The following is a 15,517-nucleotide window of genomic DNA, read 5'->3' on the forward strand; positions in this document are numbered from 1 at the left end:
GGCGGAGCGCCTGCGGGACCAGAAAGGAGGCCGACGTCGGCAGGCAAGTGCCGCCGTCGGCCTCCTTTGTCAGGGACTCAGTCCGCGCCGGCTAGCGTCCGCCTTCAATCTTCCGGTTTCGCTGCTCCTGGGCCATTGGACCGTACGGGTACACGCCGACACGGGGCTGGCTGGCCTCGGTAAGCCGGCGGGTTTCCTCGCCGGTCAGCTCCAGGTCCGCGGCCGCAAGGTTGTCCGCCAGCTGCTCCCTGGTGCGGGCCCCGAGGATCACCGAAGTGACCGCCGGGCGGTCCGCCAGCCATGCCAGGGACACCTGCGAGGCACTTACGCCGTGGTCCGCGGCGATTTTCTCAACGGTTCCGATGACCTCCCAGGTGCGCTGATCGTCGTTGCGGGCCTGCCAGGCTTCCATGCCGCGCTTGGGGTTCTCGCCGAGCCGGGTGGCGCCGGCCGGTGCCTCGTCGCGCTTGTATTTGCCGGAGAGCCAGCCGCCGCCCAGGGGCGACCACGGCAGCAGGCCGATCCCGGCATCCAGCGACGCCGGAACAATCTCCGACTCGATCTCCCGGACCAGCAGGCTGTACTGCGGCTGCAGAGTCACCGGCGCGCTCCAGCCGTGCGCTGTGGCGAGGTGGACCGCCTTGGTCAGCTGCCAGCCCAGGAAGTTGGAGAAGCCGTAGTAGGCGATTTTGCCGCTGCTGACGGAGTCGTGCAGGAAGCGCAGTGTCTCCTCCAGCGGCGTGATGGGGTCCCACGCATGCATCTGGTACAGGTCGATCTGTTCGACGCCGAGCCGGCGCAGCGAGTCATCGAGGGCGCGGGTTAGGTGGCGGCGGGAGGTTCCCAGGTCGTTCGGGGCCTGGCCCATGGGGAAGCGGCCCTTGGTGGCCACGATGGCACGGTCCCTGACCTCGGGACGGGCGGCCAGCCAGCGGCCGATGATCTGTTCCGAGACGCCCTGGCTGTAGACGTCCGCCGTGTCGATGAAGTTGCCGCCCGCTGCGAAGTAATCGTCAAGGATGGCAAAGGACGTTTCCTCGGTGGCTTCGGCGCCGAAGGTCATGGTGCCCAGCGCGTAATTGGAAACGACGGCGCCGCTGTTGCCCAGTGTGCGGTATTGCATGGTTCTCCTAGTCCTCGGTGGGTGTGGTGCGGTTCGAGTGGTAGCTGCGCCAGGTGTGCTCCGGGGCGAACCCCAGCAGGCGCTTGGCTTTGTCGATGGAAAGCATGGTCTCGTGTTCGCCGAGCTCCTTGACCACCTTGACGCCGGGAAAGACTTCCGCCGCGAGGCTCGCGCTGGACCGGCTCATCACAGTGTCCTCGTTGGCTATGATGAACGCCTCGAAGCCGGGCTTGCCGTGCTCCAGGGCGCGGGCCACGGCCTGTGCGCCGTCCCGGCCGTCGATGTAGCCCCACAGGTTCCATTTCCGCAGCGTGGCGTCGGCGTCGAAGGAGGGAAAGTCCTCGTAGTCCTCAGGGTCCATCACGTTGGAGAACCGCAGGCCGGTGATGCTCAGCTCCGGGTCCCAGCGGGTCAGCTGGATGGCCATCTGCTCCTCCAGGTGCTTCACCAGCGAGTAGGTGCTTTCCGGCCGTGCCGGGTATTCCTCGTCCACCGGAATGTAGGGAGGGTCGACGTCGAACGGCAGTCCCAGCACCGTCTCGCTGGAGGCGTACACCACCTTCTTGATTCCGGCCCTGCGGGCCGCCTGGAAGACGTTGTACGTGGCGAGCATGTTGTTCTCGAAGGTGGCGGCATCGGGGGCGAGGCCCGGAGCCGGGATGGCCCCCAGGTGCACGATCGCGTCAAAGCCCGCGTGGCGGTCATCCAGGCCAAGGATGGCGTCCAGGACCTGCCCGTAATTGCGCAGGTCCACCTCGGTAAAACCGCGGCCTCTGGCGCCGGTGCGGTCCAGGTTCAGGACATCGTGGCCGTCCTCGGTTAGCCTGCGGACCACGCTCCTGCCCAGCTTTCCGCTTCCTCCGGTTACAGCAACTCTCATCAGGAACTCCTCTGGGTAGTTGGCGGCATGCCGTCTTCCGCGACTGCCGGCCGCCGCCGTCGTCATTCCACCCTAGGGGCGCGACGGCATGAACGCAGCCCTTCAGGCTGGCCCTCTGAGTCCTAGGAAGGAGCGCCCCCGCCTTCCGGCGGCCCTCAGCCGATCCGGAGCAGCAGCGGAAGGGTGTTCGTGATGATGGTGAAGGCGGCCGCCACGATGCCGATGACCGCCCTGCATGGTGAGTAGCCCTGCGCCGATGACCATGCCGGCCACGAACGCGACGGGAATGGCAGCAACAGCAATCCAGGCCAGGCGGAGGAGCCTACGGGCCCGCACGGGACCTTCGGCGTCCGGGGCGGCGCCCGGCACCCGGCTACGTGAGGTCATCGAGGCTGGGCCCTAGATATGCTGCGATTGGCCCGGCAAACCCATGCTCGGACGCCCGAAGCGAAGCCTGCTCGGACTGATGCCCAGGGATGCGTAGTAACCGCCGGCCACCATCACGGCAAACCCGGCGACGCCCAGATACACAACGTGCAGGGCCGCGCCCGCGATCACGGTGAGGAACCCGCAGACCACGCACAAGGCGCCGAGTACCACCCGACGCATCAGTGACCAGGACTGGCCTTCCATACGCGCGGCGAATTGCGGATCGTCCTCGTGAAGCGACTGCTCCATCTGCCTGAGGACGTCCTTTTCATGTTCAGAAAGCGGCATCATTGACCTCCGAACCGGATTGATATTAAGGATGGTCCCTACGGCGGCAAAGTCAATAGAGCCGAAAGACATGGGGAACCCCGGTGACTTTGGACCCTAGGCAGGCGGATCCGGGCGGTGCACGCTGGAATCCATGAACACTGAAGAGCGCATCGTGGTGGGCGTGGACGGTTCCGAGTTCTCCACTGCCGCACTGCAGCTCGCCGGACGAATGGCCGGCAGCCTCAATGCCCCGCTGGAGATCATCACGTGCCTGGGAACCTCTGATTTCTACCTCGCGTCCCACATGCCCGCCGGGCGCGTCCCCAGCATGGAGGAACTCGAGGAGACGGCCAAGCGCCTGGTTGACCAGGCGGTGGAGAGGGCCTTTGGGGCATCGCCTCCGGAAAGGCTTTCCCGCACCGTGAAATTCGGTCCGGCGGCAAAGACGCTGGTCGATGAAAGCCGAGATGCCCAATTGCTGGTGGTGGGCCGCCGGGGGGAAGGCGGCTTCCTCTCCCAGGTCATGGGATCCGTGAGCGGGGCCTGCGCTGCGCACGCCCACTGCCCCGTCCTGGTGGTGGGCCAGGACTCCAAGGTGGCCGAGCCGGCAGCCGGTCCAACGTCCGGGTGAGAGCCGGCACTTCCCCTGCGAGCCCGGGCATTCAGTGACTTTGTCCCCTGATCCCGGTTTGCATCCAATACCTAACCTGAATGCACTAGCGCGGCAGGCACCGCGCACCCAAGTTCCGGGAGCGTCGTCATGAAAGCAGCAACGGCGAGCATCATCGCAGGCGCAGTCCTCCTGCTTGCCGGCGTCCTGCTACTGCTGGACGCCCTGCGTGTCCTCGATACGGCGCTACTGGTGTGGCCGTTCATCTTCGGCACCGCCGGCGCAGTTTTCCTGGCGGTGTTTTCCAGGAGCCGCGACTACTGGTGGGCGGCCATTCCGGGGTTTGTCCTCCTGGGGCTGGCCGCGGTGTCCGCCACCACGCAACTGTGGCCCGAATCAGCCGGGGACTGGCCGGGCTCGTTGTTCTTCCTGTTCATCTGCGCAGGATTTGCAGCGGTATACATACGGGTGCGGGCCAACTGGTGGGCCCTGATTCCGTGCGGGGTGATGCTTACCCTCGCCCTGGTGGTGGCGTTGCCCCCGGCGCTGGACGGTTCGCCCGCGGCGGCCGTGCTGTTCCTGGGTCTTGCCGCAACCTTTGCCTCGCTGACCGTCACGCCCGAGCGGATGAAGTGGCCGTTGATTCCGGCGGCGGGCCTGGCCGTTCTGGGGCTGTCCTTTGCCATTCAGTCCGCCGTAAGTTTCCGCGCCATGGAATACCTCACCGCCGTGGTGCCTTTAGTGGCCGGTCTGGGCCTCTTGTACTACGCCTTCCTAAGCCGCCGAGGCGGCAGCCGGCACACGGGCCATGCTGTCGCCGACCCGATGAAGCCAGGACTGGGTGAGGCTCACGGTGGCCGCTGACCCAGCAATCCGGAACAACGGTGTTGGGGGGACGCGCGTATTTATCCTGGACAGCCATGCCCTGGTCCGGGTGGGCATCCGCGAGCTGCTGGAAGAGGCGCACTTCCAGGTGGTTGGCGAAAGCGGCTCGGCTTCCGAGGCGAGCCGCGTGATCCCGGGGGTGAGCCCCGACCTGGTGGTGATCGGAGCCCACCTGCCGGATGGCACCGGCATCGAAGTGTGCCGGGAAATTCTTTCCGACAACCCGGGCCTCCGGTGCCTGCTCCTGAGCAGTTACGACGACGACCATGCCCTCAGCGGCGCGGTACTGGCCGGGGCGGCCGGCTATGTCCTCCGGCAGTTGCCCGGGACCGCACTCCTGGAGGGAATCCGCCGGGTGGCCACCGGCGAATCATTACTGGAGCCCGGCGTCGAGCGCCAAGTCATGGAGCGGCTGTACCGGGCGCAGGTCAGCCGCGCCCACAACGGCCTGAGTTCGCAGGAGCTGAGGGTCCTTGCCCTGATGGGGCAGGGGCTGACCAACCGCCAGATCAGCGAGGAAACGCGCTTTGCCCGGACGGCCGTTAAAGTCCAGGTGGCCGGAATACTCACGAAACTGGGCTTCGAGCTGCGGGGCTAGGCGTACTGCCCGGACGGGGTCACTGCGCCAGACTCAGTGCGCCCAACTCACTGCGCCAGACTCAGTGAGAAGGGGCAGTCCACGTCAGCCGGGTTCCGTGTCCGGGACGGCTCTTGATGGTGCATTCGCCACCCAGGGCCGTGGCCCGATGCTTCATGTTGGCGATGCCGCTGACCCGCGTGGGGTTTTCGAACCCACGGCCGTTGTCCACGATATTGAGCTCCACGCAGTCCGGCAGCGCGGTGAGCGAAATGTTGATTTCATCGGCACCGGAGTGCCGGACGGCGTTGCTCAGTCCCTCGGACAGCACCGGCAGCAACTGCTCGACGACGGCGTCGGGAACAGTCTCGTCCACCGGTCCCGTCAGCTGGACTTTGGGTGAGAACTCGGAATTGCGGATCCCCTCGTGAATGGTCCGCATGATGAGGCCGGTGAGCGGTTCCTTCTGGCCGTGGCCGGTCCGCATCGAGTAGATGGTGTCCCTGAGCTCGTGGATGGTCCCGTCCAGTTCGGCGGTCACCGCGGAAATGCGTTCCTGGGCCACCGGGTCCGGGATGTACCGGCGGAGGCTCTGCATGCTGAGGCCTGCCCCGAAGAGACGCTGGATCACCAGATCGTGCAGGTCGCGTGCGATCCTGTCCCGGTCCGTGGACAGCAGCTGTTCCTCCCGCCGTTGCCGCGCCCGGACCAGCCCGAGTGCCAGCCCTACACGGGAACCGAAAACTGCGCTGGATTGCAGGTCGGACTGGATGTAGACGGGACCGCCGGCGGGGCGTGCAAGGATGATCAGGCCTCGTTCGCTGCTCTTGCGGCCCAGGGCGGCCACCAGCAGCGGCCCCATTTTTTCATCCGTTCCCGCTCCGAAGACCTCGTTGGGGTCCCGCACCAGGGCCGACGCGCCTGTCTCGAGGACTTCGGCGATGACCTTTGATGGCGGCAGCTCCTGGCCGGCGGGAAGGGACTGGACGCCCACCATGGTCCGGCACCGCTGCGTGCCGTCGGAATCGGGGTAGGCAATCACGGCCAGGATCGAGTCCGAGACACTCAGTGCCCGCTCGGCAACGAGGTCCAGGTTGTCGGTTTCACCGGGGAACAGCGCCGAACTCAGCTGGTCACTGACCTCCAGTCCTGCCTCAAGCCAGCGCTGGCGCCGGCGGGTGTCCTCGTACAGCCGGGCGTTCTCGATAGCTACGCCGGCGGCCGCCGCCAGAGCCGAAGCGAGTTCCTGGTCCTCCTCGGTAAACGGCCCGCCGTCGATCTTCTCCGTCAGGTACAGGTTTCCGAAGACGGACCCCCTGACCCTGACGGGCACCCCCAGGAACGTCTTCATGTCAGGGTGGTTCGCCGGGAAGCCGCTGGCCATTTCATGGGAGCCCAGGTCGTCCAGCCGGAGTGCCTCGGGCTTGCGGATCAGGTGCCCCAGCACCCCGCGGCCCGTGGGGAGGTCGCCGATCAGCCGGATGCCGTCGTCGTCGATTCCCACCGTGATGAAGTGCCCCAGCTCGTGATCGGCGTCGATCACACCGAGCGCGCCATAGCGCGCGCCAACCAGCTCGCACGCCGACTGCACCACCCGGTCCAGGACGGCCTCGAGGCTGAGGTCTTCGGTAAGGGAAACCACTGCGCCCAGCAGGCCCTGCATTTGGTCCTGGGCGCGTACAAGTTCATCTGCCCGGGCCACGAAGTCGCGCAACAGGTCTTCGGTGCGCCTTCGGATGGGTTCACGCCACATGGCTCAACCGGGCGTTGGGCTTACAGGAATTGGTTGACCGATACATTTTCACTACCGGAAGGTCCGGGATCATGCGACTCCCCACAGCAACGAGACACCCACGGCGGACTGCTTCACCGAGTACGTATGCATCAACCCCAGACTGATATCAACACAGTACCAAGACCGACACAGCGGCTCAAGGAAAAGCGGATCGGGGACTAAAGACACTGGGAAAGCAGCTGCGTGGGTGGCATCCTGAGCTCGCGGAAGAACGCTTCATCCCCGGGTGCGAGGAGATGATCCAACGTGCGTATCGGACTGATCGCGCCGCCTTGGCTGCAAGTGCCTCCGCCCCGTTACGGCGGCACCGAAGTGGTGGTGGACGGGCTGGCCCGCGGACTCGTGGCCGCCGGTCACGACGTCCTGCTGGCGGCGCCGGAGGGAAGCACCTGCCCCGTCCCGCTGGTGCCCGGCATGCTGGCGCCCAGAGCCGGTTCGGCCGCCACCTGGTCCGCCACGGCAGAGCTGTACCACGTGGCCCGGGCCTATGCGGCCCTCAGCGGGGTGGACCTCGTTCACGACCACACAGTGGCCGGACCTTTCTTCCGCTACCGCCCGGCCGCGCTCCCCGTGGTCACCACCAACCACGGCCCGTTCACCTCACTCCTCGGTGATCTCTACCGGCTGATGGGACCGGACGTGGCCATGGTGGCCATCTCGCATCGGCAGGCCGCGGACGCTGCCGGCGTGCAGATCGCGCGCGTGATCCACCACGGCATCGACGTCGAGGCCGTGCCGGTGGGGGACGGCGCCGGCGGATACGCGGCATTCCTCGGGCGGATGAGCCCGGACAAGGGGCCCCGGGAGGCCATCCTGATCGCACGGCGGGCCGGATACAGGCTTCTGATGTCTGCCCGTATCCAGGGCAGGGAGGAAAAGGACTACTTCGACAGCCAGGTTGCCCCGCTCCTGGGGCCGGAGGTGGAGTTCCTCGGCGAACTTTCCGCACCGGAAAAGTACCAGCTCATGGGCGGCGCCGTGGCGTTCCTCAACCCGATCCAGTGGCCCGAACCGTTCGGCCTGGTGATGATCGAAGCCCTCGCGACAGGCACTCCAGTGGTGGGCACCGGTTCCGGGGCAGCCCCCGAAATAGTGGACGACGGCGTGACGGGCTACCTCCGGAACGGCATTGGCGAACTGGCCGACGCCCTCTCGCTGGCCCCCGGACTGGACCGGCATGCGTGCCGCCGGGCCGCCGAGCTGCGCTTCAGCACCGCCCGGATGGTGGCCGACCACATCTCCCTGTATGAGGAGATACTGAGGGACAGCCGGCTGGCTCAGTCCCCGGAACCGCCTCCGGGCTGGTCCCCGCCAGGCTCGAGGTAGCGGAGGAACCAGTCCCTCGCGAGCGCCGCGGCTTCAGGCAACGTCCCCGGCTCCTCGAAAAGGTGCGTGGCCCCCGGAACAACGGACAGCTGGCTGGGACAGCGCAGCAAGGCCTGGGCCCAGCGGTTGAGCTCCAGCACTTCGCGGTCCGCTCCGCCCACGATCAGGAGCGTGGGGGCACGGACCGCCGAGAGCCTCTCACCGGCGAGATCCGGACGGCCGCCCCGCGACACCACGGCATCGATGCGGGCACCGGGTTCCGCCGCGGCCCACAACGCGGCACCGGCCCCGGTGCTTGCGCCGAAATACCCGACGCGGCTCCGGGCGGTGTCCGGCCGGTCACCGAGCCAGGTAGTTGCCCCCGTCAGCCGGCCGGCGAGCAGCCCGATGTCGAACACATTGGCGCGGTTGAGTTCCTCGGCCGGAGTGAGCAGGTCCAGCAACAGGGTTCCGAGCCCGGCCCGCTGGAGGAATGACGCCACAAACCGGTTGCGGGGGCTGTGCCTGCTGCTGCCGCTTCCGTGGGCGAACACCACGACGGGGGCGCCCGCCGCCGGCAAGTGGAGGTGCCCCTGCAGCTTCGTCCGGCCCGCCTGGATCTGGACGTCCTCATCGACGGCGGTTCCGTTGGCTACTGTCTGGGCACTGTGCAGCCGCTTCGCTGCCGCATCCAGCAGCAGCACCACTTCGTCGTCGCCGGTGGGCGAGAAGTCCCGGTAGTGGTAGCCGACGGCGGTGAACTGGCGTGGCGTGGCGAGGCAGACAACCTCGTCCGGTTCCGTGAGGTCCGCGAGGGTGTCCGCGGGCGCCACCGGCACTGCAAGGATCACCTTGGCGGCTCCCTGCTCCCGGGCGATCCGGCACGCAACGCGGGCCGTGGATCCGGTGGCGATGCCGTCGTCGACGATTACGGCGGTGCGTCCCCGCAGGTCCGCACGGGTCCGCCCCTTCCTGAACCGCGCCACCCGCGACTCGAGCAGGGCGCGCTCCCGGTCTTCAACAGCGTCAAGTTCGGCCTGCGACACGCGCACGCGGGAAATGATGTGCTTGTCCAGCACCCGCGCGCCGCCTTCGCCGATTGCCCCCATGGCCAGCTCGGGTTGGAACGGGACGCCCAGTTTCCGCACCACGATCACGTCCAGGGGCGCGTCCAGTGCCGCGGCCACCTCGAACGCCACCGGAACACCGCCCCGGGGCAGCCCAAGGATCACGATATTCTGGCCGCGGAGGTATTCGAGGCGCTGCCCCAGGCGCCGTCCTGCTTCAACTCTGTCCTCGAAAATGCTCATGGCCGGCCGTTCCGCCTCGTAACTCAAGGCCGCCTTGCGGTCCGTGCACGTCATCGGGCGTGCAGCCCGGCACGCGGGGACGGGGACATCGGCGGCCACTGTTCTCCAACTATCCGGCAGGCGGTGGCGGGTTGCGAGGGACTTTCGGCCCGGATTGGCCGTGCGCCGGGAGCTCGGCCGCCATACCGGACCGGCCCAGCCGCGTGCCGTGTCACACTCGACCGAAGGCCGTCGGCTGATGTATATAATTTCCCGGTACGGTTTAGCAGAGAGCCGTTGGATAGTTCTACGATCCGGCTTCTCTGCCTGTTGCCCCGCGTTGCGAACGCCAGGGTGAAACACGGCGTTGCCGGTTCGTTTTGACCTGAACGAAATGGCAGCAAGAACATCGTGGCCAGCGAGTCGACCGCAAACACCGCACCATCCATCAGCGAGCACCTCCACGAGATGGTGCTGAATAGTTCGGATGTAGGGCAATTTCTTCACGAACTCGCACGCGTATCCGCGCGCAGCCTGTCCGAACCGGAGGACGCCGTCCTCTGCGGAATTACGCTTCTCCGGCACCGGAAAGCCGCGACCGTGGCGAGCAGCAGCCCCGAAGCGCAGGCGATGGACGAAATCCAGTATGCCTATGGCGACGGCCCGTGCATGACCGCGTCCCGCGACCAGGTGACCGTTCACATCAGGGACCTTGCGTCCCATGAGCGCTGGCCCAAGTACTCGGATACGGTGCTGGGGCACGGCGTCCGCTCCATCCTCGCGGTGCCGTTCCAGCTCGACGGCGACACCCGCGCAGCGCTGAACCTCTACTCCCACCGGCCCGGACGGTTCGATGGCAAGGTCCTGGAGCTCGCCGAGGATTTTGTCAGCCAGACGTCCATGGCCCTCCGGCTGGCCGTGCGTTTCGCGCACTTCAGCGAGACGGCGGACAACCTCAAGGCGACTCTCGAGACCCGCACCGCCATCGACGTTGCCATCGGCATCATCATGGCCCAGAACCGGTGCAGCCAGGAGGAGGCCTTCGAGCTGCTGAAGGCGGCCTCAAGCGCGCGGAACGTCAAACTGCACGGTGTGGCAGCGGCCATTGTGGACTCCTTGGGCCAGGGCCCGACGAGGACGCACTTCGAGCTGTAAATCCTCAGAACATCGGCAGCAGGAAGCCGGCGACGAAGGCCGCCGCTCCGATACCGCTCAGGATCCAGCCAAGGACGCCGGCCGCTTCCCCGCGGACCTCGGGCGCACTGGTCCGCCAGCGTGTGGGCGTCTTCACCGCATAGTGGATGGTGACGGCGTCCCCCGGGGCCATGTGCCGGATGTCATGCGGCGACATGGGCGCGTTGTGGACCTGGTAGTGGTGGTCGTACCAGCGGAAGCCCACTCCGCTTTCGTCGGAGTAGACCACGCCCTCCGACTGGGTCCACTGATCTTCGAACCGCCGCATCGTCCCCACGGCCACAAGGAGTATCAGGCCGGCGGGCAGGCAAATCCAGGTCAGCACTTCCAGGATGGGACCTGCAATGTCGATAACTCCGGGCATGGTCATGATGGTACCGTTCCGGCGCGTATTAGGCGGGGCCGAGGACTTAAATGGGCATGGAACGCCGGATGGAAAAAAGCGATGCCGGTTGCGCCTAGGGTGGAGGGGCAACGGCTGGCATCCGCCCGCCTGCGACTGATCAACTGATTGAGGAAACAAACATGGGTTTGGGCGACAAGATCAAGAACGCTGCCGAGAAAGCAATCGGTGAGGCCAAGGAAGCACTGGGCAAGCTGACCAACAACAGCAAGCTCGAGACCGAGGGCAAGATTGATCAGGGCACGGCCGACGCGAAGCACGCAGCCGAGGACGTCAAGGACACCATCAACGACAAGTAGTCGTTACCCGAAGCCGGGGCGCGGAGACTTCCGCGCCCCGGCTTTTTGTATGCCGCGCCGGCTGGCCAGGGGACCTTCGCCCCTTCCGTTTGAGGGACACTCCGGTCAGTCTGTTCACATGGCAGCCTGCCTCGGGGGGAACCGACGTTGGCGGGCAATGATTCGGTACAGGCGGCGACGGCCATGGACGAACCAGTGGTGCATATCAGCGGTTTCCGGATGGACTTCGCGGACACCACCGTGATCCGCGACCTCTCCTTCGACGTCCGCGCCGGCGAGACCTTCGGGTTCCTCGGCAGCAACGGCTCTGGCAAGACCACCACCATCCGCGCGCTCCTGGGCCTCTACGAACCCACTGCCGGGGTCCTGCACATCAACGGCCGGCCATTCAAACCCGAGCACGGCGGCCGGCTTGGCTATCTCCCGGAAGAACGCGGGCTCTATAAGAAGGAAAAGGTCATGGACGTCATGACCTACTTCGGCCGGCTCAAGGGAATGGACCGGCAGGCGGCGCGGCACTGGTCGCTGGCATACCTGGACCGCGTGGACCTGGCCGGCAAAGCCGCCACCCAGGTGGACAAGCTCTCCAGCGGCGAGCAGCAGAAAGTCCAGCTCGGCGTCACCATCATGAACCGCCCGGAACTCCTCATCCTGGACGAACCCACAAAGGGCTTCGACCCGGTGAACCGGCGGCTGCTGATGGACATCATCGCGGAACAGAAGAACGACGGCGCCACCGTGGTCATGGTGACCCACCAGATGGAGGAGGTGGAGCGGCTTTGCGACCGCATCATCCTCCTCAAGGACGGCACGTCGGAGGCCTACGGCACCATCGACGAGGTCCAGAACAGGTACGGCGGAAGGATCGTCCGCCTCCGGCACGCAGGACGCATTCCGGCGTCGCCCCACTATGAGGTGACGCTCGAAGAAACCAACTATGCCGAGCTCTCCATCACGGACGACACCGACGAGGCAACCGTCCTGCGGGAACTCATGGATGCGGGCCTGATCGTCCGGAGTTTCACCACCACCAAAATCTCGATGGAGGACATCTTCATCCGCGTGTACGGGGAGCGCAGCCAGCAGCCGTCGCCCGTGCCCGTCCGTGGCCGCGTCGCCGCGAGGCCAGGTGCCTAGCGATGGCGCAGCACAACCTTGGAACGGTCATCAGCTTCGAATTCGTGCGCACCGTGACCAAGCCCCGGTTCTGGATCGGCACCCTGTCCGTGCCCGTCATCATGGCCGTGGTGTTCGGGATGATCTTCCTCAGCAACACCAGCACCAGTTCCGCCGCCGAGGCGCAGAAGAACGCCCAGTTCAGCATCTCCTACCGGGACGCCTCCGGCCTGATCACCCCCGCCGACGCAGCCGCATTCGGCGCCGTTCCCGCGGACTCGTCCGACGCCGGTATCCGGGACGTCCAGTCCGGCGCCGTCGATGCCTACTTCGAGTTCCCCGCACATCCCGAGACCACGGCGGTGAAGGTGTACGGCACGGACAAGGGCTTGTTCGAGAACGGAAAATACGCCGCCGTCGCGCAGGCCATGCTGGCACGCGCAGTGGCCGTGCGAATCGGCTCGCCCCAGCTGTCCAGCCTCGCGTCAGGGTCGGCGCAGGTGGAAACCGTCACCTACCAGGGGTCCGAGGTGGCGGGAGGCATGAACTCCGTGATTCCGCCGATGGCATTTCTGGTGGTCTTTTACGGGCTGGTGGTGCTCCTCGCGGGGCAGATGCTGAATTCCACGCTGGAGGAGAAGGAGAACCGGGTCACCGAAATGATCCTGACCACCCTCAAGCCCACCACCCTGATCACCGGCAAGGTGCTGGCCCTGTTCATGGTGGGCCTCGTCCAGGTGGCGGTGTTCGCTTCCCCCGTCCTGGTCGGGGCGCTCTTCTACCGGGATGCCCTGAGCATCCCCGAGTTCGAGGCGTCGCAGCTGATCTTCGACCCCCTGCGTATGACCGTCGGTTTCCTGATCCTCGTGGGCGGCTTCGCCCTCTTCACCACCACGCTGGTGGCCATCGGCGCCGTGATGCCCACAGCCAAGGAAGCCGGAAACTTCATGGGCGTGATGATCGCCCTGATTTTCATCCCCTTCTATTCGGTCAGCCTGGTGGTTTCCGAGCCGCATTCCCCGATCGTCCAGGTCTTCACGTACTTTCCGTTCTCTGCGCCGGTCACAGCGCTGCTGCGGAACGCCTTCGGCTCCCTCGGCGTCATGGAAGCCGCTCTGGTGATCGCCATCCTCTACGCCGGTGCCGCCGTGATGCTCCGTGTGGCGGTGCGGCTGTTCCAGTACGGGTCCATCTCCTACACCTCGAAGGTCAGCATCAGGACCGCCCTCAAAGCAGGGTCGCGGCATGCGGTGGCCGCCCCGTCGGAGAAGTAGCCGCATGCGGCTGGCATTCGTGGGCGATGTGATGCTGGGCCGGCTGGTGAACCAGCGGCTCAAGTCCGTCCCGCCTGACTTCCCCTGGGGCGATACGCTGCCAGTCCTGGCCCGGGCGGACATCCGCTTCGCCAACCTCGAGTGCGTACTGGCCGACGGCGGGGCGCCGGAGCCGGGCAAGGTGTTCCACTTCCGCTCGGACGTCCGCAACGCGGCCGTCCTGAGCGCGGCAGCCATCGACGCCGTCTCACTCGCCAACAACCATGTCCTCGATTACGGGCTGGACGCTTTCGGGGAGACCTTGCCTGCGCTGGACCGCTGCGGAATCCTGCACGCCGGAGCGGGGCCGGACCTGGAGGCCGCGCTGCGGCCGGCGATCAGGCGGGCGGGTCCGACCGCCGTCGGACTCATTGCCTTCACGGACAACCAGCCGGACTGGGAGGCGGGGCCGCAGCGGCCCGGCGTGTATTACGTTCCGGTGGAGGAACGGCAGCGGGGCGACGCCAGGGTCCGGGACCTGCTTGCCCTGGTCCGCCGCACCAGGGCGCGCGCGGACCTGCTGGTGGTTTCCGCCCACTGGGGCGGCAACTGGGGAGCCGAGGTGCCGTCCTCCCACCGGGAGCTGGGGCGGGCGCTGGTGGATGCCGGGGCCGACGTCGTGTTCGGGCATTCGGCCCACATTTTCCGCGGCATCGAGCTTTACCGCGGCCGTCCCCTCATCTACAGCGCCGGGGACTTCATTGACGACTATGCCGTGGACCCCGGGGAGCGCAACGACCAGTCCTTCATCTTCCTCCTGGAAACTTCGGGCAGCGTCCCGGTCCGGCTGCAGCTCCACCCGACCGAAATCACCGGATTCCAGGCGCGGTTGGCCGGGAAGAGCTCACAACAGATCGCGGCACGGATGCAGGAGCTCAGTTTTCAGCTGGGAACGCGTAGTAGCTGGTCCGACGACACGAACGTGCTGGAGATTCCGGTGGAGGGCTAGTCCCGCTTGTCCCGTTCGCTGAATTCTTCGTCGAGGTCGTAGTGCCGGAATTCGGTCTCCGGATTCGGCTCGCCCTCGGCCACGTATTCGTAATCGAGCTGGCGCTGGATCTGGCTGTCGAGAACTTGAAGATCTTTGTCCTCAACTTTAGAAAGATCCTCCGGAAACTCGTCTTCCGGGCTGAGATGCAGCTTTTCTGACATGTCGTGCCTCTCTTGGCCAGGAACTGGGGTGCTGTACGGGCAGCATCCTGGCAAGTCCCAGATTATCCGCGCCCGCCAGCCTGCGGAAGAGCAGCCTGCGGAAGACTAGACGCCCGAGGACGAGGAGCCCTTCCCCCGCCAGGCAGTGACGAGGAGCCAGCCGGTCCACCCGAAGACCAGCACGATGCCGGCCAGGGTGGGCACGGCATTGGATGCTGAGAACCCTTCCACACCGATGACCCAGCCCTGTGCCAGGTAGGCCGCTCCGGACAGCGCCATCAGGTATCCGATGAACCTGGAGATCCTGCGCGTGGCGGTGATGGCGATGCCGAACAGGATGAGCGCCGACCCCAACACAAAACTCTGGTAGCTCCGGACTCCCCATTCCAGCCAGCGGATGTCCTCCGCGGCCGCGAAGCGCAGCGCCTTCTCCCCCTCGGCTGCGCCTGCCCAGGCATCCGCGGCGTGCTTCAGCGCCACGCCGTCAACTCCCTGCAGGACAGCGTAGAGGGCCAGCGCCGCGATGGCCGCCGCAGCACCGAGGCGCACTGCCCAGGCCACAGCACCGTGCCGTAGGTTGAGGGCGAAAGCCAGGATAATCAGTCCGCTGCTGAGAAGCGCCATGCCGAGGAACTGCCCGAGGTGGACGGCGATCCAGGCGTCACTGGCGGCATAGGCCGTGAAGGAAGCGGTGTGGTCGTTGGCGTCCGCCGCGTCCGGGTGCTGGAGCGCGGCCAGCAGCGAGATGAGGACGCCGCCGAACAGCAGCGTGGCGGACAGTCGCAGCTCAGGCCTGCGGAGCCCGCCGTCGCCCGTGGGATGTTCCATGACCCCTGCCCCCGTTCCCTTCCTTCGCCCCGGCTGGGAGTTTTTGTCC

The 15,517-nt window shown here is 66.4% G+C and carries 18 protein-coding genes; 9 read left to right on the forward strand and 9 right to left on the reverse strand.

The window, feature by feature from the left end:
• Positions 1 to 91: 91 nt before the first annotated feature.
• From WMN78_RS16215 to WMN78_RS16230, 4 genes are all read right to left on the reverse strand, one after another.
• Entirely contained in the window at positions 92 to 1,123 is a 1,032-nt protein-coding gene (locus WMN78_RS16215) for an aldo/keto reductase (protein WP_340534757.1), read from the reverse strand.
• A 7-nt stretch (positions 1,124 to 1,130) separates the two neighbouring features.
• Positions 1,131 to 2,003 (reverse strand): NAD(P)-dependent oxidoreductase, encoded by an 873-nt coding sequence (locus WMN78_RS16220; protein WP_340534758.1) that lies wholly within the window; start codon positions 2,001 to 2,003, stop codon positions 1,131 to 1,133.
• A 155-nt stretch (positions 2,004 to 2,158) separates the two neighbouring features.
• A complete protein-coding gene (locus WMN78_RS16225) occupies positions 2,159 to 2,299 on the reverse strand; it encodes a hypothetical protein (RefSeq protein ID WP_340534759.1) in 141 nt (46 codons plus the stop codon).
• Between the two features lie 103 nt (positions 2,300 to 2,402).
• On the reverse strand, positions 2,403 to 2,792 hold the full coding sequence (locus tag WMN78_RS16230; protein ID WP_340534760.1) for a DUF3040 domain-containing protein: 390 nt from the start codon (positions 2,790 to 2,792) through the stop codon (positions 2,403 to 2,405).
• Positions 2,793 to 2,853: 61 nt separating this feature from the next.
• On the opposite strand from WMN78_RS16230, the gene WMN78_RS16235 reads away from it, so the two are divergent.
• The 3 genes from WMN78_RS16235 to WMN78_RS16245 all read left to right on the forward strand — a co-directional run bounded on the left by WMN78_RS16235 (position 2,854) and on the right by WMN78_RS16245 (position 4,795).
• The gene (locus tag WMN78_RS16235; RefSeq protein WP_340534761.1) at positions 2,854 to 3,333 is read left to right on the forward strand and encodes a universal stress protein; all 480 of its coding nucleotides are present in this window, start codon (positions 2,854 to 2,856) and stop codon (positions 3,331 to 3,333) included.
• Positions 3,334 to 3,462: 129 nt separating this feature from the next.
• Positions 3,463 to 4,176, forward strand: a complete 714-nt coding sequence (locus tag WMN78_RS16240; protein WP_340534762.1) for a hypothetical protein — start codon at positions 3,463 to 3,465, stop codon at positions 4,174 to 4,176.
• On the forward strand, positions 4,166 to 4,795 hold the full coding sequence (locus WMN78_RS16245) for a response regulator transcription factor (RefSeq protein ID WP_340534763.1): 630 nt from the start codon (positions 4,166 to 4,168) through the stop codon (positions 4,793 to 4,795). Before WMN78_RS16240 ends, WMN78_RS16245 begins: the two co-directional genes overlap by 11 nt.
• Positions 4,796 to 4,856: 61 nt before the next feature.
• On the opposite strand, the gene WMN78_RS16250 is transcribed toward WMN78_RS16245, so the two are convergent.
• Positions 4,857 to 6,527 carry a GAF domain-containing sensor histidine kinase gene (locus WMN78_RS16250; protein ID WP_340534764.1) on the reverse strand — a complete coding sequence of 557 codons (1,671 nt, stop codon included), beginning with the start codon at positions 6,525 to 6,527 and terminating at the stop codon, positions 4,857 to 4,859.
• A gap of 288 nt (positions 6,528 to 6,815) precedes the next feature.
• On the opposite strand from WMN78_RS16250, the gene WMN78_RS16255 reads away from it, so the two are divergent.
• Positions 6,816 to 7,895 carry a glycosyltransferase family 4 protein gene (locus WMN78_RS16255; protein WP_340534765.1) on the forward strand — a complete coding sequence of 360 codons (1,080 nt, stop codon included), beginning with the start codon at positions 6,816 to 6,818 and terminating at the stop codon, positions 7,893 to 7,895.
• Here WMN78_RS16255 and WMN78_RS16260 read toward each other — a convergent pair.
• Positions 7,847 to 9,184, reverse strand: a complete 1,338-nt coding sequence (locus tag WMN78_RS16260; RefSeq protein WP_340534766.1) for a phosphoribosyltransferase — start codon at positions 9,182 to 9,184, stop codon at positions 7,847 to 7,849. The genes WMN78_RS16255 and WMN78_RS16260 overlap by 49 nt on opposite strands.
• A 390-nt stretch (positions 9,185 to 9,574) precedes the next feature.
• Here WMN78_RS16260 and WMN78_RS16265 point away from each other — a divergent pair, with 390 nt between their 5' ends.
• Complete coding sequence (locus WMN78_RS16265; protein ID WP_340534767.1) at positions 9,575 to 10,318, forward strand: GAF and ANTAR domain-containing protein; 744 nt, start codon at positions 9,575 to 9,577, stop codon at positions 10,316 to 10,318.
• 4 nt (positions 10,319 to 10,322) lie between these two features.
• Here WMN78_RS16265 and WMN78_RS16270 read toward each other — a convergent pair whose 3' ends face one another.
• Positions 10,323 to 10,727: a hypothetical protein gene (locus WMN78_RS16270; RefSeq protein WP_340534768.1), complete on the reverse strand. Its 405-nt coding sequence runs from the start codon at positions 10,725 to 10,727 to the stop codon at positions 10,323 to 10,325.
• Positions 10,728 to 10,882: 155 nt separating this feature from the next.
• Between WMN78_RS16270 and WMN78_RS16275 the strand changes: the two genes are divergently transcribed.
• The 4 genes from WMN78_RS16275 to WMN78_RS16290 all read left to right on the forward strand — a co-directional run bounded on the left by WMN78_RS16275 (position 10,883) and on the right by WMN78_RS16290 (position 14,437).
• Positions 10,883 to 11,059 (forward strand): CsbD family protein, encoded by a 177-nt coding sequence (locus tag WMN78_RS16275; RefSeq protein WP_011693297.1) that lies wholly within the window; start codon positions 10,883 to 10,885, stop codon positions 11,057 to 11,059.
• 183 nt (positions 11,060 to 11,242) lie between these two features.
• The gene (locus WMN78_RS16280; protein WP_340534770.1) at positions 11,243 to 12,196 is read left to right on the forward strand and encodes an ATP-binding cassette domain-containing protein; all 954 of its coding nucleotides are present in this window, start codon (positions 11,243 to 11,245) and stop codon (positions 12,194 to 12,196) included.
• 2 nt (positions 12,197 to 12,198) lie between these two features.
• Positions 12,199 to 13,449, forward strand: coding sequence for an ABC transporter permease (locus tag WMN78_RS16285; protein WP_340534771.1), 1,251 nt, complete (start codon positions 12,199 to 12,201; stop codon positions 13,447 to 13,449).
• A 4-nt stretch (positions 13,450 to 13,453) separates the two neighbouring features.
• On the forward strand, positions 13,454 to 14,437 hold the full coding sequence (locus WMN78_RS16290; protein ID WP_340534772.1) for a CapA family protein: 984 nt from the start codon (positions 13,454 to 13,456) through the stop codon (positions 14,435 to 14,437).
• Here the strand turns inward: WMN78_RS16290 and WMN78_RS16295 are convergent.
• A complete protein-coding gene (locus tag WMN78_RS16295) occupies positions 14,434 to 14,640 on the reverse strand; it encodes a hypothetical protein (protein WP_340534773.1) in 207 nt (68 codons plus the stop codon). The two genes, WMN78_RS16290 and WMN78_RS16295, sit on opposite strands and share 4 nt — an antisense overlap.
• 105 nt (positions 14,641 to 14,745) lie before the next feature.
• Entirely contained in the window at positions 14,746 to 15,468 is a 723-nt protein-coding gene (locus WMN78_RS16300) for a DUF4386 family protein (RefSeq protein ID WP_340534774.1), read from the reverse strand.
• Positions 15,469 to 15,517 lie beyond the last annotated feature (49 nt).

Source organism: Arthrobacter oryzae, assembly GCF_037911235.1.
Lineage (GTDB): Bacteria > Actinomycetota > Actinomycetes > Actinomycetales > Micrococcaceae > Arthrobacter > Arthrobacter oryzae_E.

Bases quoted from the DNA above. Each gene is read 5' to 3' on its own strand.
- WMN78_RS16280 (WP_340534770.1), top strand. From the start codon at position 11,243: ATGGACGAACCAGTGGTGCATATCAGCGGTTTCCGGATGGACTTCGCG.
- WMN78_RS16290 (WP_340534772.1), top strand. From the start codon at position 13,454: ATGCGGCTGGCATTCGTGGGCGATGTGATGCTGGGCCGGCTGGTGAAC.
- WMN78_RS16270 (WP_340534768.1), bottom strand. From the start codon at position 10,727: ATGACCATGCCCGGAGTTATCGACATTGCAGGTCCCATCCTGGAAGTG.
- WMN78_RS16260 (WP_340534766.1), bottom strand. From the start codon at position 9,184: ATGAGCATTTTCGAGGACAGAGTTGAAGCAGGACGGCGCCTGGGGCAG.
- WMN78_RS16295 (WP_340534773.1), bottom strand. From the start codon at position 14,640: ATGTCAGAAAAGCTGCATCTCAGCCCGGAAGACGAGTTTCCGGAGGAT.
- WMN78_RS16300 (WP_340534774.1), bottom strand. From the start codon at position 15,468: ATGGAACATCCCACGGGCGACGGCGGGCTCCGCAGGCCTGAGCTGCGA.
- WMN78_RS16275 (WP_011693297.1), top strand. From the start codon at position 10,883: ATGGGTTTGGGCGACAAGATCAAGAACGCTGCCGAGAAAGCAATCGGT.
- WMN78_RS16230 (WP_340534760.1), bottom strand. From the start codon at position 2,792: ATGTCTTTCGGCTCTATTGACTTTGCCGCCGTAGGGACCATCCTTAAT.
- WMN78_RS16235 (WP_340534761.1), top strand. From the start codon at position 2,854: ATGAACACTGAAGAGCGCATCGTGGTGGGCGTGGACGGTTCCGAGTTC.
- WMN78_RS16250 (WP_340534764.1), bottom strand. From the start codon at position 6,527: ATGTGGCGTGAACCCATCCGAAGGCGCACCGAAGACCTGTTGCGCGAC.
- WMN78_RS16215 (WP_340534757.1), bottom strand. From the start codon at position 1,123: ATGCAATACCGCACACTGGGCAACAGCGGCGCCGTCGTTTCCAATTAC.
- WMN78_RS16220 (WP_340534758.1), bottom strand. From the start codon at position 2,003: ATGAGAGTTGCTGTAACCGGAGGAAGCGGAAAGCTGGGCAGGAGCGTG.
- WMN78_RS16240 (WP_340534762.1), top strand. From the start codon at position 3,463: ATGAAAGCAGCAACGGCGAGCATCATCGCAGGCGCAGTCCTCCTGCTT.
- WMN78_RS16285 (WP_340534771.1), top strand. From the start codon at position 12,199: ATGGCGCAGCACAACCTTGGAACGGTCATCAGCTTCGAATTCGTGCGC.